21 protein-coding genes are annotated in these 23,085 nt (G+C 28.7%); 8 read left to right on the top strand and 13 right to left on the bottom strand.

The window, feature by feature from the left end; genetic code table 11:
- Positions 1–32 precede the first annotated feature (32 nt).
- Together BMY82_RS07130 and BMY82_RS07125 are read right to left on the bottom strand one after the other, a co-directional pair.
- Positions 33–839, bottom strand: coding sequence for a TIGR03943 family putative permease subunit (locus tag BMY82_RS07130; protein ID WP_091975872.1), 807 nt, complete (start codon positions 837–839; stop codon positions 33–35).
- Positions 832–2,475, bottom strand: a complete 1,644-nt coding sequence (locus BMY82_RS07125) for a permease (protein ID WP_091975871.1) — start codon at positions 2,473–2,475, stop codon at positions 832–834. The genes BMY82_RS07130 and BMY82_RS07125 overlap by 8 nt, the downstream gene beginning before the upstream one ends.
- A gap of 332 nt (positions 2,476–2,807) precedes the next feature.
- On the opposite strand from BMY82_RS07125, the gene BMY82_RS07120 reads away from it, so the two are divergent.
- Positions 2,808–3,806 (top strand): GTP-binding protein, encoded by a 999-nt coding sequence (locus BMY82_RS07120; protein ID WP_091975870.1) that lies wholly within the window; start codon positions 2,808–2,810, stop codon positions 3,804–3,806.
- A 130-nt stretch (positions 3,807–3,936) separates the two neighbouring features.
- Here BMY82_RS07120 and BMY82_RS07115 read toward each other — a convergent pair whose 3' ends face one another.
- From BMY82_RS07115 to BMY82_RS07095, 5 genes are all read right to left on the bottom strand, one after another.
- Positions 3,937–4,719, bottom strand: a complete 783-nt coding sequence (locus tag BMY82_RS07115; protein ID WP_091975869.1) for a metal ABC transporter permease — start codon at positions 4,717–4,719, stop codon at positions 3,937–3,939.
- Complete coding sequence (locus BMY82_RS07110) at positions 4,720–5,385, bottom strand: metal ABC transporter ATP-binding protein (RefSeq protein WP_091975868.1); 666 nt, start codon at positions 5,383–5,385, stop codon at positions 4,720–4,722.
- A gap of 301 nt (positions 5,386–5,686) precedes the next feature.
- Positions 5,687–6,442, bottom strand: coding sequence for an ABC transporter ATP-binding protein (locus tag BMY82_RS07105; protein WP_091975867.1), 756 nt, complete (start codon positions 6,440–6,442; stop codon positions 5,687–5,689).
- A 45-nt stretch (positions 6,443–6,487) separates the two neighbouring features.
- On the bottom strand, positions 6,488–7,429 hold the full coding sequence (locus tag BMY82_RS07100) for an ABC transporter permease (protein WP_091975866.1): 942 nt from the start codon (positions 7,427–7,429) through the stop codon (positions 6,488–6,490).
- A 693-nt stretch (positions 7,430–8,122) separates the two neighbouring features.
- Entirely contained in the window at positions 8,123–9,082 is a 960-nt protein-coding gene (locus tag BMY82_RS07095; RefSeq protein WP_091975865.1) for a metal ABC transporter substrate-binding protein, read from the bottom strand.
- A 536-nt stretch (positions 9,083–9,618) separates the two neighbouring features.
- On the opposite strand from BMY82_RS07095, the gene BMY82_RS07090 reads away from it, so the two are divergent.
- From BMY82_RS07090 to BMY82_RS07065, 6 genes are all read left to right on the top strand, one after another.
- On the top strand, positions 9,619–10,080 hold the full coding sequence (locus BMY82_RS07090) for a Fur family transcriptional regulator (RefSeq protein WP_242938939.1): 462 nt from the start codon (positions 9,619–9,621) through the stop codon (positions 10,078–10,080).
- 112 nt (positions 10,081–10,192) lie between these two features.
- On the top strand, positions 10,193–10,354 hold the full coding sequence (gene rd / locus BMY82_RS07085; protein ID WP_091975864.1) for a rubredoxin: 162 nt from the start codon (positions 10,193–10,195) through the stop codon (positions 10,352–10,354).
- A 143-nt stretch (positions 10,355–10,497) separates the two neighbouring features.
- Complete coding sequence (locus tag BMY82_RS07080) at positions 10,498–11,286, top strand: MBL fold metallo-hydrolase (protein ID WP_091975863.1); 789 nt, start codon at positions 10,498–10,500, stop codon at positions 11,284–11,286.
- 58 nt (positions 11,287–11,344) lie between these two features.
- Complete coding sequence (gene rlmH, locus BMY82_RS07075; protein ID WP_091975878.1) at positions 11,345–11,824, top strand: 23S rRNA (pseudouridine(1915)-N(3))-methyltransferase RlmH; 480 nt, start codon at positions 11,345–11,347, stop codon at positions 11,822–11,824.
- A gap of 30 nt (positions 11,825–11,854) precedes the next feature.
- Positions 11,855–12,907 carry a DnaD domain-containing protein gene (locus BMY82_RS07070; RefSeq protein WP_091975862.1) on the top strand — a complete coding sequence of 351 codons (1,053 nt, stop codon included), beginning with the start codon at positions 11,855–11,857 and terminating at the stop codon, positions 12,905–12,907.
- A 263-nt stretch (positions 12,908–13,170) separates the two neighbouring features.
- A complete protein-coding gene (locus tag BMY82_RS07065) occupies positions 13,171–14,154 on the top strand; it encodes an ATP-binding protein (protein ID WP_091975861.1) in 984 nt (327 codons plus the stop codon).
- Positions 14,155–14,654: 500 nt separating this feature from the next.
- On the opposite strand, the gene dnaB is transcribed toward BMY82_RS07065, so the two are convergent.
- Complete coding sequence (gene dnaB / locus BMY82_RS07060) at positions 14,655–15,986, bottom strand: replicative DNA helicase (protein ID WP_091975860.1); 1,332 nt, start codon at positions 15,984–15,986, stop codon at positions 14,655–14,657.
- A gap of 746 nt (positions 15,987–16,732) precedes the next feature.
- On the opposite strand from dnaB, the gene BMY82_RS07055 reads away from it, so the two are divergent.
- The gene (locus tag BMY82_RS07055) at positions 16,733–17,644 is read left to right on the top strand and encodes an alpha/beta hydrolase (RefSeq protein WP_091975859.1); all 912 of its coding nucleotides are present in this window, start codon (positions 16,733–16,735) and stop codon (positions 17,642–17,644) included.
- A gap of 173 nt (positions 17,645–17,817) precedes the next feature.
- On the opposite strand, the gene BMY82_RS07050 is transcribed toward BMY82_RS07055, so the two are convergent.
- The 5 genes from BMY82_RS07050 to BMY82_RS07030 all read right to left on the bottom strand — a co-directional run.
- Positions 17,818–18,426: a TetR/AcrR family transcriptional regulator gene (locus tag BMY82_RS07050; RefSeq protein WP_091975858.1), complete on the bottom strand. Its 609-nt coding sequence runs from the start codon at positions 18,424–18,426 to the stop codon at positions 17,818–17,820.
- Between the two features lie 16 nt (positions 18,427–18,442).
- Positions 18,443–20,032: a DHA2 family efflux MFS transporter permease subunit gene (locus BMY82_RS07045; RefSeq protein WP_091975857.1), complete on the bottom strand. Its 1,590-nt coding sequence runs from the start codon at positions 20,030–20,032 to the stop codon at positions 18,443–18,445.
- 268 nt (positions 20,033–20,300) lie between these two features.
- Positions 20,301–21,257: a nucleoside hydrolase gene (locus BMY82_RS07040; RefSeq protein ID WP_091975856.1), complete on the bottom strand. Its 957-nt coding sequence runs from the start codon at positions 21,255–21,257 to the stop codon at positions 20,301–20,303.
- Positions 21,258–21,407: 150 nt separating this feature from the next.
- On the bottom strand, positions 21,408–21,932 hold the full coding sequence (locus BMY82_RS07035) for a hypothetical protein (RefSeq protein ID WP_091975855.1): 525 nt from the start codon (positions 21,930–21,932) through the stop codon (positions 21,408–21,410).
- Between the two features lie 387 nt (positions 21,933–22,319).
- On the bottom strand, positions 22,320–23,085 hold a 766-nt coding region (locus BMY82_RS07030), incomplete at its 5' end, for a CAP domain-containing protein (protein WP_207645486.1).

Below are 23,085 nucleotides of genomic sequence, written 5' to 3'. Positions count from 1 at the left end.
TTTTCTCAAATTTTTTTCTCTATTACACACTTTTACTGAATGTATACATATTCATCTGTTGGCTTTCTAGATTTTTCAAGGGTAACATCATATGCCATTGGAAGTTTTTCATAATTATATGTATACTTTTTATTTTCTCTTATCTTAGCTGTTACCCAATACCATTCACCGCTCTTTAAATCTTTATACCCTTTTCCATTATATATAAAACCACATGGTTGTAAGTCAGCCATACAACATACCATACCTAATCTAGCAAATACAATATATTGGTCTCCATTTTCAGGCTTGAAAACGGTCGCTAAAAATTTAAATTTTTCACCTTCAAAATCGTCCCACTTATAGGTCATATCATAATACCATTTCAAATACTTTTCATCATCTATCTCTACATAATCTTCACCTGACTTTTTCTTGTACCTTCCTTGTCCTTGATTTTCTTCAAAAGACTCTAAACTAGAAGAAGATATTGACTTCGAGTTTGAAGAAATCTCTTTCGAATCAGAAATCCCATTGACAAATCCCTCTACTCCTTTAGAATAATAATTCATATTGACTACTTCCGAATTTTTTGTTGAAACAAGCATGCACAGAAGAAGTGGTACCATCATTAGAAAATATTTTGAAAATATATTCATATGTCTTGCTTTAAATAAGTTAAAAAATGAAAAGGAAGCCATCATAATTAAAATAAATGCCGAAATCCATAAAAAACTATTAAATTTTGGATGAACAAGAATATTTATTTTTTTTGTAATTAATGCTGTTATAATTGCAAGAGCCATAAATAATTCTATAAGTATTTGTATTAAAACCTCAAAATTTATTTTACTAAACAATTCCAATGCCTCCCCCCATTATAGAAAATACGAAAAAGGCAATATAAACAAGACTTGCAATAAGAGCTACTATAAACTTCTTTTTAAATGTTCCAAGCATTACAGATACATTACTAATATCCAAAATAGGTCCCATAACTATAAATGCCAATATAGCATTTATCGGCATTATGTTATAAAAAGATCTTGCTATAAAAGCATTGGAAGTAGAGCATATAGAAATAAAAAATGCACATAACAACATCATTGCTACTGCTAAGAAATTTAACTGATTCATAGCTAAAAATGTTGACTTTGGAATTGTCACCTGTATAATAGACGATAACATGGCACCAAATATTATGTATGGTCCTATTTTAAATAATTCCTGCTTACAATGAATACTTATTGCTTCTATATATCTCATTTTCCCTTTACTTCTAAGACCTTCTATATTAATTTCCCCAAATCTATACTTATCTATGTCAGCTTTTATAACCTTGTTTCTTTCTAGTAGATTATGTTTTTTAAACTTAAAGCTTTCTAATCCATATAATATCAAGCCCATAATAAAGGCTATCAATACTCCATATGCTATTCTATATAAAACCATTTCTGGCATATTGGGAAAAGCATAATAGGTTGAAAGTATTACTATCGGATTCACTGCAGGTGATGCCAACAAAAATGTAATGGTCACTGGAATTGAATAACCCTTCTTTACTATCGAACTTGCAATTGGAACCATTGCGCAGTCACAAACTGGAAAAAACACCCCTAAAAACAAAGCAAGAAATAAAGACTTTAAATTTGTCTTCTCAAAAACTTTTAAAAAACTGTTCTTAGGAATAAACATTTGAATTATACCAGATATAATTGCTCCAAACAAAATAAAAGGTAAAATTTGAATCAATAAGCTCAAAAATATCCAAATTATCCTCTCTACTGTAGATCTATAAAAATCTGGAAAAATTACTTTTATAGATAAAATAACTGAATAAAAAAGGGCTATAAAAGCTCCTAATTTAACTATTTCAAAATCAGATTTTGTGATTTTAGAATCTATAAAATCAAAACTATCACCTTTAAACAATTCTTCTTCCATATATACTGAACATGCACTATTGATATGTGCTATTAAATCACATTTTAAATTTAACTCTTTTTCTAACTGTCTAAGTCTATTTAAATCATTACTATTTTTTTCTAATTCACTGTATCCACTCTTACTAAAGATTAATATATCACAATTTGAAATTTTATCTGACATTATAGACTCCATATTTTTAAAGTAGGAATCAAAACTTTTAAAATCTGCTATCATAAATAAATTTCTTAAATTATAACCCTTAGGATAGTTAATTGAAACTAATTGGGAAATCTCCCAAACTCCATTGTATTCTATTATGACATACTCTGCTTTTATACTATTAATTATTTTACTTATATTTTTACTATTAAAATCTTCTTTTTTATAAATTTTTTCTACTATTATCTCACAATCACCAAAATTACTATAATTTTCAATGCCCATTTCACAGCTTATAATTAAAATTTTATTAAAAAACTTTGAAATTTCATTTTCTATATAAGAATTTATAAAAGAAGTCTTTCCGCTCTGAAAAAATCCAGAAACAACATCTATATCCTGTATCATTTTTTTCTCCATTCATAATTTATATTACTTAAGAAGTTATTACTTTTTCCTATAATTAAACTTAATTATTTTTTTATATTTATTTTATATATATTTTTTATAAGCCATTTTATGTTTTTTATATTATTTAATTTGGTTTTTTATTATAATATCTTATTGAATATAATTATTATTCTTTTTTGCTTTATTTTTGAATAAGTTTATTGATAACGCATATCGTTCTATTTAGAATCTCTAAAGCTTTTTATATTATACTTTCAGAAAAGGAGGGGGGATTTTTTTATTAAATCATTCAAAATAATTTACTTTCTATTAAAATCCCAAAATTTATTATGAAAAAAACAAATATATTAATAATATCTGGATTTTTAGGTTCAGGAAAAACTACTTTTATAAAAAAATACATTAAAGAAGCTGAAAGCCTTGAAAAAACAGTTATTATAGAAAATGAATTTGGAGAAGTAGGTATCGATGGAGAAATTCTAAAAAAAGAAGGAATAAACGTAAAAGAAATAAATTCTGGCTGTATTTGCTGTTCAGTATCCGGAAGTTTTAAAGATTCTATTAAAAATATAAAAAAGAGTTTTGATCCAGATACAATAATTATAGAACCATCTGGTGTTGCAAAGCTTTCAGAAATAGAAGATATATGTAGAAAATATCCAGAAGAATTTAAAATTTTACAGAAAATAACTATTGTAGACCCTTTTTTATATAAAATGTATACTTTAAACTTTGGTGAATTTTATATTGATCAAGTCAAAAATTCAAACATTATTCTTTTTAGTAGATACTCAAAATTTATAGAAGATGAGAATAGCTTGAAAGAAATAATAGATGATATTATGTCAAAAAATAAAAAAACTCATATAGTTGAAAATGAATGGACGTCCTTTAATAGTTTTAACCTTATTTATAAGGAAAACCTAAATAATTCTGAGGAGATAAATCAAGTAGATATCGCAGAACATTCTTGCTGTGGACATTCACACGATGGGCATTCACACGATGAACACTTACATAAACATTCTTGCTGTGGGCATTCACACGACGAGCACCTACATAATGATGATTTTGAAAGCATCGCCATTCATTCTAAAAAGATCTTTACTGAAAATGAAATAAGAAAAACTCTAAACAATTTTAACAATAATGATTTTGGAAGTATTGTAAGGTGCAAGGGTACTGTAAAATCTGAAAGTGGCTATTACAGAATCAATTTTGTACCAAAAGAAATTAATATAGAATCGGATTTTAAAGCAGAAAATACAATTATTATTGTAATTGGTAGAAATCTTAATAAAAATAAAATTTCAAAGCTTTTCTGTTAACTAAATAAAAATGTCCCAGATATATTCAATTATAACTGGGACTTTTTCAATATAATAAACAAATTATTAAAGTGTCATCTTTATTAAGAGTATAATTGCTTGTAAATCTGCTTACATTGTTAAATATGTCTTATTTTTTTATAATCATTGTAAGCACTAAAGTTATAACTCCCGCTAGTACTATTGTTCCTCCCGGCTTTAAACCTAAATAAAATGAAAGCACTAATCCAATTATTGTAAATACTATGGCAAATAAAACCGAAAGTATTATTGTCATTTTATAACTTTTAGCAAATCTCATTGCACAAGCTACTGGTATTACCATTATTGAAGAAACTATTAATGCACCTACTGTTCTTGATGCAATAGATACTGTAAGAGCTGTTAGTATGGTAAATATAAAGTTTACACTTTTTACTGGAATACCTACTAATCTAGCACCATCTTCGTCAAAAGCTATGTACATAAGTTCTTTATAAAGTAATAAAAATGCTATCATAACAACTACTGCAAGAGCTACTACAAGATATAATTCAAAATCAGTAATTGCTACTATACTACCAAATAAAAAACTTGTAAAACCTGCTGAATTATCTGCAAATCCAGATAAAACACCTGCCAAACCTACTCCTGCAGACATTATAATAGCAATAGATATCTCAGCATACTTGGGAAATTTCTTCCTTATAATATTTATTCCAAATCCAGAAAGAACTGTAATTATAACTGCTCCCAAAATAGGATTTATACCTAAAACAAGACCAGCTGCTACACCGGCTAAAGATGCATGAGAAAGAGCATCTCCCATCATAGAAAGTCTTTTAAGAACTATTGTTACACCTATGCATGGTATAATTGTGGCAAGAAGCAGACCTACTATAAATGCCCTTCTCATAAATTCATATTGTAGCATTTAGTCCACCCCCTCAAAATCTTCAATTCTAATTAATTTATTTGAATGAGCTTTTATCTTTTCAATATCATGAGAAATCATTACTATAGTAATTTTCTCTTCTTTATGAAGCTTGTCTAGAAGCTCATAAAGAACATTTTCTGAATGATGATCTATTCCAGTAGTAGGCTCATCTAAAATTAAAATCTCTGGAGAATTAACTATGGCTTTTGCTATTACAACCCTCTGCTGCTGTCCTCCCGAAAGATCAGAAAATTTTCTATGCAAAAAATTAGTCATATCTACTATTTCTAGAGCCTTTTTAACTTTTTCTTTATGCTCTTTTTTAGGAAATCCAAATCTACCAATTTCCTTATACATATTCATCATGACAATTTCCTCAACAGTTGCAGGAAAATCTATACCTCTTGAAAGTCCAACTTGTGGAACATAGCCTATTTCCTGAAGATTTTTACCTGTCCAAGATTCTACACCATCAATTAAAATTTTACCCTTATCCGCCTTCAGTTGTCCCAATATCAATTTAATTAAAGTTGATTTTCCAGCGCCATTACTTCCTATTATTCCTACAAAATCACCTTTATATATATCGAAATTAATATTTTCAAAGACATAATCTCTATCATATTTAAATGATACATTCTTTACTTCTATTATTTTTTTCATCAACATCATCCTGTCCTTTTAAATTCCATATAATAGGCGTTCTCAATTAATTTTTATAGAGAATCACTTATTACTTAATATATTATACAATAGTTTACACCAAATTCAACATTTCGAATAGACTTATATGCCTATCTTTTGCATTTATATCAAAGCTATCTATATTATTTCTACCCATTTAGTTATTTTTTCCCACTCTAAAGTACAAATAAAAAAATAAAAGAGGGCTTTTACCCTCTTTTATTTTTTTAGATAATTTTATTTATATATTTTATTGTCAATATATCTCTTTAAATATACTTTAAACAGCATATTCAAAACTCTTCAATATAATCTCCGCTGTAAGATTTTTCTTTTCTTCTCCTCTTACATCCATAATAATATTTCCCTTATGAAGCATTATTATTCTATCTCCGTAATTAATTGCGTGTTTCAAATTATGAGTTACCATTAATGTAGTAATTTTTCTATCTCTTACAATTTTGTCAGTAAGCTCAATTATTTCATCTGATGTCTTCGGATCTAAAGCTGCTGTATGCTCGTCTAAAAGCAATATATCTGGTTCTGATAAAGAAGACATTAAAAGCGATATAGACTGTCTCTGTCCACCTGAAAGGCTTCCTACCGGAGTATCTATATGATTTAGTAATCTTGGAGAAAATTCTTCAATTGCCTTTCTATAAACATCTTCCCTAAAACTTAGACACTTCTTTAATCCAAATAAACTTTCTTTTTTCATTGCCATAGCTAGATTTTCTCTAACACTCATAGTAGGACAAGTTCCCATTGATGGGTTTTGAAATACTCTATTTATATTTCTTGTTCTTATATGCTCAGGAAGTTTATTAATTTCTTTTCCATTAAGCTCTATACTACCTTCTGTCTCCTTTGTATGACCTGATATAATATTTAAAAGAGTGGACTTTCCTGTTCCGTTACTTCCTATAATACAGACAAACTCTCCCTTTTCTACCTTAAGATTTACTTTATCTAAGACTTTATTTGAAAATCCACTGTCATTGCTAAATGTTTTTGATATATTTTTTAACTCTAACATAACTACCTCCATCTATATTTTTATTCATCTTCCATGGTATCTGCTTTAAGCACTTAAATTTTCGTCTTGATTAATTACTGATACAACACTTTCTCTCTTTGATAACTTCGGAAATGAAATCTTTGTTTTTTTACCTAGTCCATTTTTACTCAATGAAATAAATGCTATTATAATAAGTCCTGTTACCAACTTCAGATCACTTGACTGAAGTCCTGTATTTAATGCGAAAAATACCGCAAATTGATAGATTATTGTACCTATAATAATTTTTGTTGTATCCTTTATCTTTTTCAATCCCGAAAATACTGAAAGACCAATTATTATCGATGCTATACCTAAAACCAATGTTCCTATCCCCATATTTACATCGGCGAATCCTAAAAATTGAGACATCATAGAACCACTAAGCGCTATAAATGAATTTGAAATCATAAGAGCTATAACTTTTATTTTACTAACATCTATACCTAGAGTTTTAACCATCTGCTCATTATCTCCTGTGCCTCTTATAAGGTATCCAAGACCTGTCTTTAAAAATAAGTCTAGTATTAATTTTACTAATAAAACAATTATAAAAGCTATCAAAAGTATTGATATTCTGCTGTCTATTGAACTTAATATTTCTGAGTTTAGTAGATGCTTTGAATTAAATATTGGTGTATTTGCCTTTCCCTTCATAATTCTTAAATTAATTGAGTATAACATTCCCATAACAAGTATCCCTGACAAAAGATTTGTTATTTTTAGTTTTACATGAAGAAGTCCTGAAACCATTCCGGCTATAGCTCCTCCTATTATAGAAACCAAGACTGCTAGTATTGCAGGTGCTCCTGATGCAACCATTGATGCTGTAATTGCAGCCCCTAGAGTATAGCTGCCATCTGCTGTCATATCTGGAAAATCCAGTATTTTGTAAGTAATATAAACCCCTATTCCCATAATTGCCAAAAACATACTCTGCGTTAAAATCGTAATAATTGAATTCATAATTCTGCCTCCCTAATATTTTTTTAACTTCTGCTGTAAAAATAAATTCCATTTATTTTTTATTATATAAATTAAATAGTGCATTTTTCTTTATATTTAAATGTGATTATATTTAATTTAGGTAATAAAAAAACCGCCTGTTTTAATGGCGGCATAATACACAAATAAAGGGTATAAAAAAAACCGCCTAACATGCGGCAGTATCTAAATTACTTTTACAACAATTCTCACTTTAGCCGACACGTTACAAACCTTTGCTTTTTTGAACTCTAAGCGGGGTCTGCAAACACTGTCGTTTAATACGATATCTCAGTTCACAACCCCTATACGTAATAGCCAAAGTAATAATAATAATTGTTGTTTAGTAAATTCATAATCCTTCTTCCTTCCCTTAAAATGTTCTAAATATTATCAATTATTCTGTTAATTGATTTCTTATGATTTCTATCATAGCATTTGAAATATTATAAGTCAAGCTTTAATTAATTCAAAATAAAAAAAACACCCTTATAAAAATACTTTCGTATTCCTAAAGAGTGCTTTCTTTATTAGATTTTATTATGGTTTTATTAATTTTATTATGGTTTTATTTTTAATTAAATAAATTCTGTTGACCTATTCTATTTTGAAATTATAAATTGGTCGATTTTATAATCAAATTTATTTTATTTTTTAGGAGATTTTAAATTTATACTAGTTTAGTGCTTTCAAAAGCACTTCAAGATTTTTATTCATAATTGAAAAATAATCTTCTCCATCCTTTAGCTGCTTGTCTGTAAGACCTTCTATAGGATTTAAGACTTCAGTCTTTGCTCCTACTTCTTTTGCTATTGTTTCTGCTACCTTCGGACTTACAAGTTCTTCAAAAAATATATATTTAACCTTATTATCCTTTGCAAACTTTGCTATTTCTGCCATTTTTGCTGCATCTGGTTCTGAATCTGGAGACAAACCTTCTATCGCCACTTGATTTAGACCATAGGCATTACATATATATCCAAATGCTTGATGTGCAACTACAATATCTTTCTTCTTTGTCTTAGCTAGTTCATCTTTAAACTTCTTATCCAATTCATCTAGCTTCTTTGCATTTTCATTATAATTATTTTCATAATAGTCCTTATTCTTAGGATCCGCCTTTACAAATGCATTCTTTATATTTTCCATCTCTTTTTTGGCATTTTCTGGAGAAAGCCATACATGTGGGTCATATGCACCATGTTCATGCTCATGTTCTTTTTCTTCTTTTGCATCTTCATCTTCTTCACCTTTTAAAAGTTTCACACCCTTAGAAGCTTCTACCAATTCTAAATTTTTATTGTCCGAACTTTTAGTTACCTTATCTATCCAAGTTTCCATTCCTGCACCGTTATAGACAAATACATCTGAATCTCCTATTGATACAAGATCTTTGGGCGTAGGTTCCCAATCATGTGGTTCTACATTGGATGAAATCATATTTTTAACTTCAACCTTGTCCCCACCGATTTTCTTTGAAAAGTCATACATTGGATAGAAACTCGCCGTTACCTTTAACTTATCGCTTTTTTCAGAAGAGCTTGAAGCTTTTTGCCCTTCATTGCTGCCACATCCTGCAAGCACAAACGTTGCCGACATTACCAATGCAGCTAATTTAATACCAAGTTTCTTCATAAAAACCTCCTCTTTAATTTAATATATTTTATTATTACACTCTGATAATTATCCACTTATTTAAAATATTTATTTTTGTCTTTGTGTTTTTTATCTTTCGCAGACATTAACTAAGAATTTATTTATTTGATACCCCTTATTTGAAAATATATATCTTCCTAAAAATATTCGAAAGTGAACACCTCTTAAGTTAATTATTTTCACAAACGCAAATCATATGCTTTTGCATTTATACTAAAAGTATATTCTTATAATTCATATTTGTCAATGAAAATTTTATTTCTAAGGAAAATTTCCTTACACCACTAAGTTTTTTGAAACCTATCTAAATATAATCTTATTTTTTATAATACCCTTTATTTCTAAAACTACTTTTTATATAAAATATGCAACTTTTTCTTTAATATCTTTATTTTTTGGGGCTGTTAAACAGATAAAAATTCCCTTATTCTTTAAAAAATCAAAATATTGTTTTCCTTATTTCAAATATAGTGGTATAATTTAGCTAGATAAGAATTTGTAAAGGAAGTGATAACGTGAGTAGCTTTTGTCCCCACTGTACTTCAAAGGACAATCACAGACAAGAAAATAATGAAATGCTCAAATCGGCAAATCTGAAAGCAACAAAGAAGAGAATGCTTCTTATAAATTGTCTTAGACATTCAGATTCTCCACTTACAGCTGAGGAAATCTACAACTCTCTTAAAGAGGATACTACTATAAACCTTTCCACTGTATACAGAGCACTCAACGCACTCGTTGACTCAGATATTGTAATAAAACAAATACTCTCTGACGGCAACAGTGTATTTCAACTCAATGACTCTACTCACCAGCATATACTCACTTGCAAAATGTGCGGAAGAGTCTCATACGTAGATATCTGTCCTATTGAATCTTTTTTGGATAGTATTTCTGAAAAAACAGGATATGAAATAACAGGTCACAATCTTGAATTTATAGGAATATGTCCAGATTGTCTAAAAAAACTTGTATAAAATAATTTTTATACATTTTTAAAAATTATGGTTATATTTTTTGTTCATGGGTATTAAACTAATATGAACAAAGAAGATTAATAAATTAAATATATTAGGAGGAAATATTGATATGAAAAAGTATGTATGTGATGTATGTGGTTATGTTTACGATCCAGAAATAGGAGATCCAGATAATGGTATAGCACCAGGAACTCCATTCGAAGATATTCCAGATGATTGGGAATGTCCAGATTGCGGCGTAACTAAAGAAGATTTCTCTGTAATGGACTAATCCACAGAGGATAAATAACCGTTTTAGAAAGCAAAGACTAGAGAATTTCTCTAGTCTTTTTTTTACACTGTAAAAAAACAATGAAATAAAGATGAATATGATTTATAATATAATATGACTATAAAGCTTTGAAAGGAGGAGACATGAAATATTGTTCAATAGCTAGTGGCAGCAGTGGTAATTGCCACTATATAGGATATAAAGATACAAATATATTAATTGATGCTGGTCTTAGTGGTAAAAGAATTACAAAGGGACTAGATGAAATAGATATTGATGCCAACAAACTAAATGGTATCTTTGTAACACATGAACACTCAGATCATATAAAAGGTATCGGTGTTCTATCAAGAAAGTATGACCTACCAATATTTGTAAACTACAAAACATGGAATGCCATCAAAGAAAAAATAGGCAAGGTAAAAGAAGAAAATATCAAGATTTTCGAAAATGATAAAGAATATGCAATCGGTGATATGGAAATAAAACCCTTCTCTATCACTCATGATGCAGTTGATCCTGTAGGCTTCAAAATGACTGATGGAAAAAAAGCCATATCTGTAGCTACAGATATAGGACATGTATCTGATAATATAAAAGAAAATCTTCTTGGTTCAAAACTAATAGTTCTTGAATCAAATTATGATAAAGAAATGCTTTTAATGGGTTCTTATACATATGCCCTTAAAAAAAGAGTTATGTCTGACATAGGGCATTTATCAAATGAAGCTGCTGCAAAATTTGCAGTAGAACTTATAAAAAATGGCGCTGAAAATCTTCTTTTAGCACATTTAAGCAGAGAAAATAACTTCCCTGCCCTTGCATTTGAAACATCAAACCATATTCTTACAGAAAATGGAATGAAAATCGGAAAAGATGCAAACTTAGAAATTCTTATGAGAGATGATAGATCTAAATTATATAATTTATAAAGTCTCACTTGTAAGTCAAAATAAATAAAAATTAAATAATAGAAAGATAGAAAATATGATTAAAATAAGTATAATTTCAGTAGGAAAAATAAAGGAAAAATACCTTAAACTTGGTATAGAAGAGTTCTCAAAAAGGCTCTCTAAATATTGTAAACTTGATATTATAGAAGTAAACGATGAAAAAGCACCTGAAAATCTTAGCTCTAAAGAAATGAATATAGTTAAAGATAAAGAAGGTAAATCAATACTTTCAAAAATAAAGCAAACTCAATATGTAGTAGCTCTTGCAATAGATGGAGACAAACTTTCTTCAGAAAAATTTGCAAAAAAACTAGACAAACTAAGTTTAGAGGGTAATAGCCATATATGCTTTGTAATTGGTGGTTCTTTAGGTCTATCTGATGAAGTTCTTTCAAGAGCAGATATGAAAATGTCATTCTCAGATATGACTTTTCCACACCAGATGATGAGACTTATACTTCTAGAACAAATATACAGATGCTTTAGAATCAACAATCACGAGCCCTACCACAAATAGAATAATATTTATATGAAAGGAGAGGTTTTAATGTTTTTTAAATCGGTTGGTGAAGAAAACTATAGTGATGTTGTAATACCGAGTCTTTTTTTCGACTTATACATACCTATAGCCAACGGAAATCAAATAAAGGTCTATCTACTTGGATATAAGAGTGCATTCCTGTACAGAGGTTTTCAAAGCGATGGCCTTGACAACAAAGCTCTCGCAAATATTATTGGAATCAGTGAAGAAGAAGTAATTGAAGCATGGAAATATTGGGAAAAAATGGGTATTGTAAAACTTCATCCAATGGAGGATAGATTTGCAATAGAATTTTTTGATATTAAAACAGAATATCTTAATAAAAATTCAAAATCCAAATATGGAACTTCTTCAGAAAATATAGATGATACAGTAGATGATGCCTCTTCATTTGAATATATAAACATGTATAACAGAATAGAAAAAATAGCAGGACGTGTATTAACACCTTCTGAAAAAATAGATATTCTAGATGCAGTAAAACTTTATGAAATGGATCCTGAAGTAGCTATAAAAGCATTTGAAAGAGCCATTGAAGATAACGGTCGAATAAAGTCTGTAAAATATGTACTTGGAATTATGAAATCGTGGTTTGATAATGCAGTCAAAACTCTTGATGATATAGACAAGGTTGACGATCAAAGATCTGATAAAAATGAAAACTACAAAACTGTTTTTAAAGCTTTAGGCTTTAATAGAACTGCCACATCTTATGAAAAAGACGCTATAGATAGATGGGTGTACGATTATAATATGACTATGGATGTAATTCTCAAAGCATGTGAAAAGTCAGTAAATACAAGTAACCCCAATATTAGATACTTCGATGCTATTATAAAATCTTGGTATGAAAAAGGAATTACAACAGTAGAAGAAGTTGAAAAAGAAGATTTGAAATTTGCCAAAAATAAAGCAAATAACAAAAAGAGCTATTCTAAGGCTAATAATAATACAAAGAACTTCAAAACGAAATTTCACAATTTTGAAGAGAGTAACTCTGAAAAATACTCTCCAGAAGCTCTTGACCAACTTCTTAAAAATGCAAATAAAAGAAGATAAGTATAAAGAAAAATATAGTATAATATATATGATAAAGGGAATTTGTTAGTTTGCAAATTCCCTTAATTGTAGAAATATATAAACTCGATAGTTTTACTTTTTACAAAGAGAAAATTATAAAAATGAAATTAGATATTTATAAATTTCGAACATTAAATATACAAAGTGTATACTTAGTCTACAGAACCATATGATGGTATATATTTATTAAAAGTATATATTTACTAAAAGTGTATATTTACTAAAAGATAGGAGGTTTATTTTTGAGTAAAGAAAATATGAGAAAAATTATGTTAGAATACCAATATAAAAGAGATCGAAACCAGGATCTTCTTGATTCGAGAACAAAAGAAGTATATGATAATTTCCCTGATATTAAATATATTAGTGATGAAATAAAGAAAAATGGTTTAAAAATGACTAAATCTGTACTGGACAATATTCCTAAAGAAGATCTTATAGCAATGGAAAATAGACAAAATGAATTAATTAAAAAAAAGGAAGAACTCTTTGATAAACACAAGATCCCACAGGACTACCTAGAACTAAAATATGATTGTAATAGTTGTAAAGATACAGGTTTTTTAGAAAACGGAAGAAGATGTAACTGCTTAAAACAAAGGATGCTTGAGGATAGTTATGCCATGTCTAATTTAAAAGAAATCTTAGAAAAAGACAACTTCAATACTTTTGACATTGATATTTTTTCAGACAGACCTGTAGAAAATAGAGATTTATCACCCAGAGAAAATATGAAATGTATACTTCAAGATATGTATTTTTATGCTTCTAATTTTGGATGTGAAAATGATGAAGAAAAAAATAATCTAATTTTCATCGGGAAACCAGGTCTAGGTAAAACCTTTATGTGTAGTTGCATAGCTAAAGAAGTTTTAAATAGGGGTTATACAGTAATTTATCAAACATCTTTTAACCTTATGGAGGTTATAGAGAGATATAAATTTAAAACTAGTAGCTTTTCATCAGTTGATGAGGAAAATTATAATAACCTATTTACTTGCGACCTTTTAATAATTGATGACCTAGGAACAGAAATGCCCAACACCTTCACTACCTCAGAATTATTTAATATAATTAATTCTAGATTGAACTCGGGCAAGAAGATAATAATTTCTACTAACCTTAATTTATCACAAATTAATGAAATATATACAGCAAGAATACTTTCAAGAATAGTCGGTAACTTCAAGTTATATGAATTTTATGGTGAGGATTTGAGGTTTTAATAACAGCTAAAAACATTTTATTAGAGATTATACACAGCTTTCCCCAAAAGTATATACATCTTATCCACAGAAAATGTTAATAAGTTTGTGGATTCTGTGTAAAAAAGAATCCCAATATCTCAACATATAAAGAATAAACTACAGAGTTATCCACAGATTTCTGGGGAAAAGAACGTATTTTCGGTGGATAACTCTTATTTTGGCTGAAAATTAGAACTTTTATTCTATTGTTCGTGTTTTTGAATAAGAGCTTGATTTTTCTGATTTTTCCCAAATTTAAATTAATTTTTTATCAGAATTTATTTCTACAATAATGTAATACATTTTAAAAGAAAAAATCTATATGTTTTTATTTTATATCTAATAAGCGCCTTATTCTTATTAATTAAAAGTAATATATAATATATCATTAAATAAAATTCTTAATAAAAAAACCTCAGTAAAGAATAATTTATACTTACAGTAAAATTTATCTTTCTGAGGTTTCTATATTATTTTTATTATATTTCCTTCATTCTGTCCTTGAATTTTTGTATTTCTCCTATCCACACAAGTTCAATATCACAGGTCTCACCATGTCTATTTTTGGCAATTTTTATATCAGCTATATTCTTTTTTGTCGTTTCTATCTCATTATAATATTCATCTCTATAAATAAACATTACTATATCAGCATCCTGCTCTATTGCACCAGAATCTCTTAGATCTGAAAGTTTAGGCATATGGTCCTTACCACTTTCAGTGTTTCTTGAAAGCTGAGATAAAGCAATTACAGGGCAATTCATTTCTTTAGCTAAAATCTTCAACGATCTAGAAATCTTAGAAACTTCCTGCTGTCTACTTTCATTTCTACCATCGGCTTCCATCAACTGAAGATAATCTATCATTACCATATCAAGACCCTCTTCAATCTTTAGTTTTCTGCATTTTGATCTTATTTCAGAAATCTTAATTCCTGGAGTATCATCTATAAATATTTTGGACTCTCCTAAAACCTTCATTCCATCTAGAATTTTACTCCATTCATTATCCGCTATCTTACCTTTCGCTATATGACTAAGAGGAACATTTGACTGTGAAGATATTAATCTCTGAACTAGCTGTTCCTTAGACATTTCCAAACTAAAAACAGCAACACTCGCCTTGGATTTAATAGCAGCATTGGCAACAAGATTAAGAGCAAATGCAGTCTTTCCCATACCCGGTCTCGCCGCTATAAGTATAAGGTCACTTTTATGGAAACCACCAAGCTTTTTATTTATGTCTATAAAACCAGTATCAAGCCCTGTAAGCTCTGATCCCTTACTATAAACCTCTTCTATCTGAGAATAAACACTAGTCAAAACAGCGTTTATATCGTTAAAATCAGAAGTTACTCTGTCTTGAGATATCTCAAAAATCTTTTTCTCTGCTTGATTTAAAACATCATTGATATTTTCATCTTCACTATAACCCATACTAATAATATCATTTGATGCTTTTATTAAGTTTCTAAGAGTAGACTTTTGTTTTACAGTCTCTGCATAGGTCTTTATATTAGAAGTTGTCGGTACAATAGTAGTCGTGCTTGTAAGGTAATTTACACCACCTACATCTTCAAGATATCCTTTATCCTTTAGTCTACCCGTTACCGTAATAATGTCTATAGGCGTTTTCTCGGAATAAAGTTCTTTCATACAATCAAAAATCACTCTGTGCGAACTACTATAAAAATCTTCACTCGTAAGAATATCATTTACTGTTATAAAAGAATCTCCCTCAAGAAGAATCGAACCAATAATACACTGCTCAGACTCTATGCTATTGGGTGGAATCCTATTAATATCTGCCAAACTTTTCACCTCCTATTTTTATATTTTCTTAAATACATCTTTTAGATAACTATCTAAAATCTTATTTTTTATATTTATTAATATCCAAATAATTAGCTGTTAATAAATATAAAACAGTATCCAAATTTAGACGCACTACAACATATTATTATATCATATTTTCTCAATATATTTTAGTAGCATTTCTTTCTACTTCTTAAATTTTTTTAATGGATTTAAACTAAATTATATTTTTAGAAGCTGTAATTTTTTGTTTTATATTCTTGTTTCAAAAAAATATGTTGATAATTTTACAAAAATATAGGTAAGGCTCTATAAAAAGTAAAATCTTATCCCCACTATCTACATATCCACATACTATATATCCACAATCAAAATTCTATAGAGATTTAATAAATTTCTTATTACTCTTATTACTAAGATAAATTTTAGTCCTAATTTTTTCATCCACACTATTAAATTTAGATATTCAAAATATTTATTCTTATAAAGAAAAGCTTTTTTCTAATATCTCCGAAAGTTAAAGCTTGTATTTCACCAATTTATAGATGTTTTTTATTGTTAAACTCTATAATTTATGATAAAATACTTAATTAAGCAAATCAAATTAAGTTTAAGGTTAGTCTAGTTAGACTTTTTAGAAATATAAACTTATAAACTTATAAGTTAAGTTTATAAGTTTATAAGTTTATAAGTTTATATTTTTGCTAACTAATAATCTATACTCATAAAAGAAAGGATTTATTATGAAAAAAAATAAGATTATTAAAAGATCAGTAATTGCACTTATTGCTTTGTTGATTACTGCTGTCTTTGCTATTTCTTACTTTGTAAGTTGGAAACTAATAAGCCCAGAAAGAGAAAAAATCACTTCAAATCCAAAGAAAGAAATTGGCTTAGATTATGAAGATATTAGCTTTATGTCAGAAGGAAATAAAATTAAAGCTTGGTACATACCAGCAAAAGAAAATAGATTTACTTTAGTATATTCACATGGTTATAGTTCAAATAGAGAAAAATCCTCTGTTTCTACATATAATCTTGCTCCAATTATACATAAAATGGGTGGAAATTTCCTTTCATATGACTTTTCTGGAGAAGGTAAATCTGAAGGAAAAACAGTAACAGTAGGATATAGAGAGCAAGAAGATTTAAAAAATGCAATAAAAGAAGCACATAAAAAATCCAAATCTCCTGTTTTCTTATATGGACTTTCTATGGGAGCTGCCACTACTTCTATTGTTGCGGGAAACTCTAATAATATCGCTGGAGCCATTTGCGATAGTCCTTTTTCCAACCTTAGAAGCTATCTTGAAAGCAATTTAGAGGTCTGGAGCGGACTTCCTAAGTATCCATTCCAGCCGATTATACTAAATATGGAAGAAAAAATTGCCGGAGTAAAACTAGACAAGGTAGCCCCGCAAAATTCAGTAAAAAAACTAAAAGTTCCTATGCTTATAATACATGGAAAGGGTGATGAAAAAATCCCTTATACAGAAAGTATAAAAATTGCTGAAAATAATAAAAAAATGATTCAGCTTAAACTCTTTGAAAACAAGGGACATTGTAAGTCTTTAGAAAGCAATAGAGATGAATATATAAATCTAATAACAAATTTTATAAATAGCAACTTAAATAATACTAATAAAGCACAATAACTAAAACTATAAATATTTACTTTGCTATTGTATTTTAATCAATAAAAAGGTCCAAACTCGGCTGACTAATATGGAATCCAAAACCCAAGTATTAGATCTAAACCTTATTTGGACCTATTTTTATTAATTTTAAACTTCAAAAAATTCTTAACTTCTCTTATAGAGTATAAAAGCTATATCTTTTTTATTCCATTTATAATAAATTTCAATCTTATAGAATACTCTCTTTCAAATTCTTCTCTTGTCCAATCATCTTCAAGGCACTCTTTTATTATTTCATGAGAGACAGCCGATATAGTTTTTATAAGAGATTTAAAAGTTTCCTTATCTTCTATAGAAGTTCCATCTAAATTTATCTTTGGAATAATCTTTATACAATCTTGAGGAGAGTTTTCCATTTTATATTTTTCCCATCCCTCTTCAAGTACTGTATTCCTGTGTTTAAAGAAACTCTTTAAAATACCAATTGAATTACTTTCAAATAAAGCCTTTGAAACTGTTTCTGGTATTTTATCCAAAGCACTAAGAAGATTTTCTCCTTCTTTCAAAGATTGAAAAATAAACTTATGAGAATCAAAGTTCGCACCCTCTAAAAAGTAATAATAGCACTCCTCGACACTCTTAAAATATTTATAAAAAGCTGCCCTAGAAAGATCAAGAGACTTACAGATCCTTCCAACACTTATATCAGCCAACGATTTGGACTCAAACTCTTTCATACAAGCTTTATCTATCTCTGCTCTCCTCTCACTATCCAGATTATAATATGTCTGTTTTGGCATAAATGCTCACTCCTAACTATTTATCTGAGGACTTTTTCTTTGGTAGACCAAAAGTAAGTAAAAAACCAGTGAAAAGAACTCCAGATGCGATACCTATAGTATCTACAGAACTCTTTGTGAATCCTGCATCTATTCTGTTGAACATTTCATTTTTCATTTGCTCAGGCATTTTTGAAAGACCTTCACTATGCTTTAGCCCTCCAATAGAAGCCCCCGCAGTATCTATTATAGATGTTTCCATTCCACTTGTCATCTGTTTTGGAAGACCTAATCCATCTAAAGAACCACTTACATTTGTATTTAAAAATCCAACAAGTATAGTTCCCATAATGGCAACTCCTAAAGCTGAACCTAGCTGTCTAACTGTAGATTGTGTAGCTGAACCCTGACCAGATTTCACAGGTGGAACATCTATCAAAACTGTAGATGTAAGTTGTGCTGAAGCAAGTCCAAGTCCTATGCCGTATACCAATAACCACAAAACAATAGTCCAAACAGAAGTGTCTGGCTTAACTGTCAAGAAAAATGCAAACAAACCTACTGATTCAAGGAAAAGTCCAATACCAGAAACTCTTGCTGCAGATATTTTCTTTCCTAAATGGCTTGCAAATCCACCAGATAAAAATGCACCTACACCCATAGCAGCAAGTACAAAACCTGCCTTCATAGAAGTATATCCTAGTATATTTTGCATAAATATCGGTAAAACAAATAATAGACCAAACTCACCTATAGCTACTAAACAAGCTATTGTATTACCTAAAGAGAAACTCTTAAATCCAAATAAAGTAACATCTAAAAGATGAGATTTTTCCTTTTTAACCTGTCTTATTTCCCACAATATAAATAAAATAAGAGAAATAGCACCAAAAGCTAAAATAATTGGTATTCTAGAAATTCCAAAAATAGCATCGGTAGAGTTCTTAGCTGCCCACCAACCAAAATTTCTACCCTCTATTAAACCATACACTACTGCTGCTAAACCTGCAGAAGATAATATAAATCCTAAAAAGTCAAAAACACCATCCATAGTCTCACCATATGTTTCTGGGATAAACTTGATCGCACCAAATATTATTACAAGACCAATTGGAACATTAATCAAGAATATCCACTGCCATGTAGCATATGTAGTCAAAAATCCACCTAGAAGTGGTCCTAAAGCTGCCATTCCAGATATTACTGAACCCCATACAGCAAATGCAATTACTCTATCTCTTCCAAAGAATGTAGAGTTAACTGTAGATAAAGTAGTCGGTAAAACAATCGCTCCACCTACACCTTGTATAAATCTAGCAAACAGCATAAACTGTATATCCTTTGAAAAACTTGCAACTATTGAACCTGCTACAAAAGTAACTAGACCTATAAGCAAAGTCTTTTTTCTCCCTATATGGTCTGCAATTCTTCCTGTTGTAATAAGAAGTGCAGAAAATACAAGAGAATAAATAGTAGTAACCCACTCAACCTGAGTAAAATTAAGCTTTAAATCCTTCATAATAACTGGTATTGCAACATTTACAATTGTTCCATCTATTACTATAAGAGAAACACTTAAAGCAAGAAACGTTAATGCAAACCACTTACTCTTCATCTTTTCAGCCATAAAAACACATCCTTTCATAATTCCTTATATTTTTAATAATTACTAATACAAGCTATAAAAATAACTTAGTAACACCCTGTTACTCAACAACTATATTATATAGTTACACCTTGTCACTGTCAATATAAAATATCAAAAAAACTAATAAATCTTATCAATAAATATTCAATAAATATACTTTAAAAAATCGATATGTTTCTTTTTATTAAAAAATCCTGACATTTATATCAACTCCAAATGTCAGGATTTTAAAATCTTAATATCTATATTATTTTCTAATTGCCTCATTTAAAACTTCAAAGAATCTGTCTTCATCAGCATCTATAAATACTAAAGAATTTTCTTTTCCGTCTTCCTTAAAACTATTACCTCTTTTTTCATCACTTGTATCTATTCCTATACAAATAGCTTCACCGCTAAGAATATCGTCATCTATAATATGCGCAAATGTTAGAGGATCGTGCATTACACAACCTGCAATACCATTTTTTTCCATATAGAATCCAAAATAAAAATCAGTAATTTCTTCAATAAATCCACCTAAATGTGGGTTTAATTGCTTTAATGTTTCTAATCTCTCTCTTGTCAAAAGTATCTGATGAGTAACATCAAGACCTACCATTTCAACCTTAACAGGAGAATTTTTATAAACATAATCTGCAGCATCTGGATCTACCCAGTAATTAAATTCAGCATGCTCTGTAACGTTTCCTCCACGTTTATAAGAACCTCCCATAGAAACTATCCTATTTAGCTTTGCAAACGATTCAGGGTACTTTTTCAAAGTCTTAGCAAGGTTCGTCATAGGACCTATAGTCACTAAAACTACATCTTCATACTTTTCAACAGTATCTTTAACAAATTCAACTACATCATCTTCTATCAAAGCTTTTTCATACTCTGCCTCAGCCTTTGCCAAATCAAATCCATATTTCTGATCGAAGCTTTCTCCTATTCCACCAAAGCCATCAGATCCATGAACTTCATCTGCCAATTCTAAACTTCTTACAAGAGGTCCTCTTGAGCCACATATAACTGGTATATCTTCTCTATCAAGAAGCTTTACCATTCTCTTTGAATTGATATAAGCATTTTTTAATACTGTATTACCAGCACAAGCACATATACCTACTAAATTTATTTTTTCTGATCTTAGAGCAAGTAAAATTGCTAAAGCATCATCAATTCCCGTGTCACAGTCTAATATTACATTTATTTTTTCCATTTCTAAATCCTCCCTTTGGGACAACCTTTTTATATTAACTAAAACTTTAAATAAATGAAATTAGTTAATATGAAAGCAGTTACAAAATTATTTTTATAAATATATTATACCGTAAAAAACGTTTTTTGAAAATAAAAATGTTGTCTTATTTCAAAATATAATTTGTCTTTGTCCACTTAAAATTTTATATTTCTTTTTATTATATGAAAATTTATCACCTATTTTTTTATTAAAACATATATTTGAAATTGGCGGATTTTTAGAAGATTTTTCATTTGATATAATTTTAAAGTTTTTAATTTCTCCAGAATTTAAACATTCTATTTTAACAACATCATCTTTAACTATTAAACTACCTGTCTTCAAAATTTTTCGTTTTGATTTTATAGAATCTATAATCTGAAATTGACTGGATTTCCCAGAATATGACAAAGTATCGATTTTTTTGTTACATGATTTATAAACTACTTTTTCCTTATGCTTCTTCTCCTCATATATAGGACATCTCGAAACATATCCACATTCAATATTAAAATACCTAGATTTTTTATTTTTACAACATTTTTTTCTACAATTATAGTACCTACAATTCTGCCTAGATCTCTTAGAATCATTCTCATCCATCTTTAAACTTGTAATATGACATGGTGTTCCCTGCATCTTAGAAATTGACATTTTTTCCTCCTAAACAATATCTTTTATATTAAAACCTTATTTTTAATGTTTCTATTATTTTTACTTACATCAATATCTTAAACAAAATTAATTATAAGTTAAATATTGCTTAATATATTTTTAAAATCCACTATTTAAATTATTTTTATATAAAATCTATATACATATTAATATTAAACCACTCTTTCTTTTATGTCAATCCACTTTATAATTACTTATATTTCATTAAGAATCTCTATTTTAATTTATATATTCTAAACACATAATTTTTTGATTATATTGGATATTTCTACTTTTTCAATAAAATTTTCTTTTTATATTTTTCATAAAAAAACGAACCACTTTTTATAATAGTTTGTTTTTTATTTAATTATATATTTGCTAAATCTATCTTATTTTAAATAGATTGTTTGAAAAAAACATTAATCCAGATTTTTCTGTTACTCCTAAACTATGATAGTTATACTCCGGTCTTAACATATTTTTATTATGTTCTGGACTATTTTTCCATTGTGATAATACTTTTTCTGCTGCTTCTTTTGGTGTGTATCTATTCATATCCTTTGAATTGTAAGCTAAATTTTCTCCTGTATATAGCGGCTGTCTCATATAGTCAAAAGCTGTAAAACAAATTTCTCCATTCGGTCTTGTATGACTGAATATTCTGCTTATTTCCTCTGATCTTATGTTTGAACCTGCCTCTCCTTCTTTACACCATTTTAAAGGATTTCTCCCCTTACTGACTCTATATTCATTTAACATTTTGTGATATTCTTTTTTTACTTCTTCTATCTTTTTTTGTTTTTCAGATTCTGTAAGGTTTTTTTCCTCATTTTCATCTATGTAAAATCTTAAACTCCTTGCAGCAGTTTCTTCTTTTTCTTCTAAAGCAAATGCTCTAACTTGAGTTTCGACTTCACTTCTATCGTCTTCATATATTCTGCTGTTATTTTCAAATTCCTTTTTATCACTATATTCTTTATCAATATATGTTCTAACTTTGCTTTCTGATTTGTCATCTTCGATATTTTTTTCTTTTATATCATCAGACTGGTTATTATAATTGTATTCCTTAGATTTGTTTTCCATTTCTTCATTTATAGTTGAAGGGCCACCTACAATTGTTACAGATTTTGCATTGTTATCTAGATAA

Source organism: Peptostreptococcus russellii (assembly GCF_900110295.1).
Lineage (GTDB): Bacteria > Bacillota > Clostridia > Peptostreptococcales > Peptostreptococcaceae > Peptostreptococcus > Peptostreptococcus russellii_A.
The sequence above is the reverse complement of the archived record's forward strand: the minus strand, read 5'-3'. Positions and strand labels throughout refer to the sequence as shown.

Excerpts from the sequence above, each read along its gene's own strand:
- BMY82_RS07125 (WP_091975871.1), bottom strand. The coding sequence starts at position 2,475 with ATGATACAGGATATAGATGTTGTTTCTGGATTTTTTCAGAGCGGAAAG.
- BMY82_RS07120 (WP_091975870.1), top strand. The coding sequence starts at position 2,808 with ATGAAAAAAACAAATATATTAATAATATCTGGATTTTTAGGTTCAGGA.
- BMY82_RS07115 (WP_091975869.1), bottom strand. The coding sequence starts at position 4,719 with ATGCTACAATATGAATTTATGAGAAGGGCATTTATAGTAGGTCTGCTT.
- BMY82_RS07110 (WP_091975868.1), bottom strand. The coding sequence starts at position 5,385 with ATGAAAAAAATAATAGAAGTAAAGAATGTATCATTTAAATATGATAGA.
- BMY82_RS07105 (WP_091975867.1), bottom strand. The coding sequence starts at position 6,442 with ATGTTAGAGTTAAAAAATATATCAAAAACATTTAGCAATGACAGTGGA.
- BMY82_RS07100 (WP_091975866.1), bottom strand. The coding sequence starts at position 7,429 with ATGAATTCAATTATTACGATTTTAACGCAGAGTATGTTTTTGGCAATT.
- BMY82_RS07095 (WP_091975865.1), bottom strand. The coding sequence starts at position 9,082 with ATGAAGAAACTTGGTATTAAATTAGCTGCATTGGTAATGTCGGCAACG.
- rd (WP_091975864.1), top strand. The coding sequence starts at position 10,193 with ATGAAAAAGTATGTATGTGATGTATGTGGTTATGTTTACGATCCAGAA.
- BMY82_RS07080 (WP_091975863.1), top strand. The coding sequence starts at position 10,498 with ATGAAATATTGTTCAATAGCTAGTGGCAGCAGTGGTAATTGCCACTAT.
- BMY82_RS07070 (WP_091975862.1), top strand. The coding sequence starts at position 11,855 with ATGTTTTTTAAATCGGTTGGTGAAGAAAACTATAGTGATGTTGTAATA.
- BMY82_RS07055 (WP_091975859.1), top strand. The coding sequence starts at position 16,733 with ATGAAAAAAAATAAGATTATTAAAAGATCAGTAATTGCACTTATTGCT.
- BMY82_RS07050 (WP_091975858.1), bottom strand. The coding sequence starts at position 18,426 with ATGCCAAAACAGACATATTATAATCTGGATAGTGAGAGGAGAGCAGAG.
- BMY82_RS07045 (WP_091975857.1), bottom strand. The coding sequence starts at position 20,032 with ATGGCTGAAAAGATGAAGAGTAAGTGGTTTGCATTAACGTTTCTTGCT.
- BMY82_RS07040 (WP_091975856.1), bottom strand. The coding sequence starts at position 21,257 with ATGGAAAAAATAAATGTAATATTAGACTGTGACACGGGAATTGATGAT.
- BMY82_RS07035 (WP_091975855.1), bottom strand. The coding sequence starts at position 21,932 with ATGTCAATTTCTAAGATGCAGGGAACACCATGTCATATTACAAGTTTA.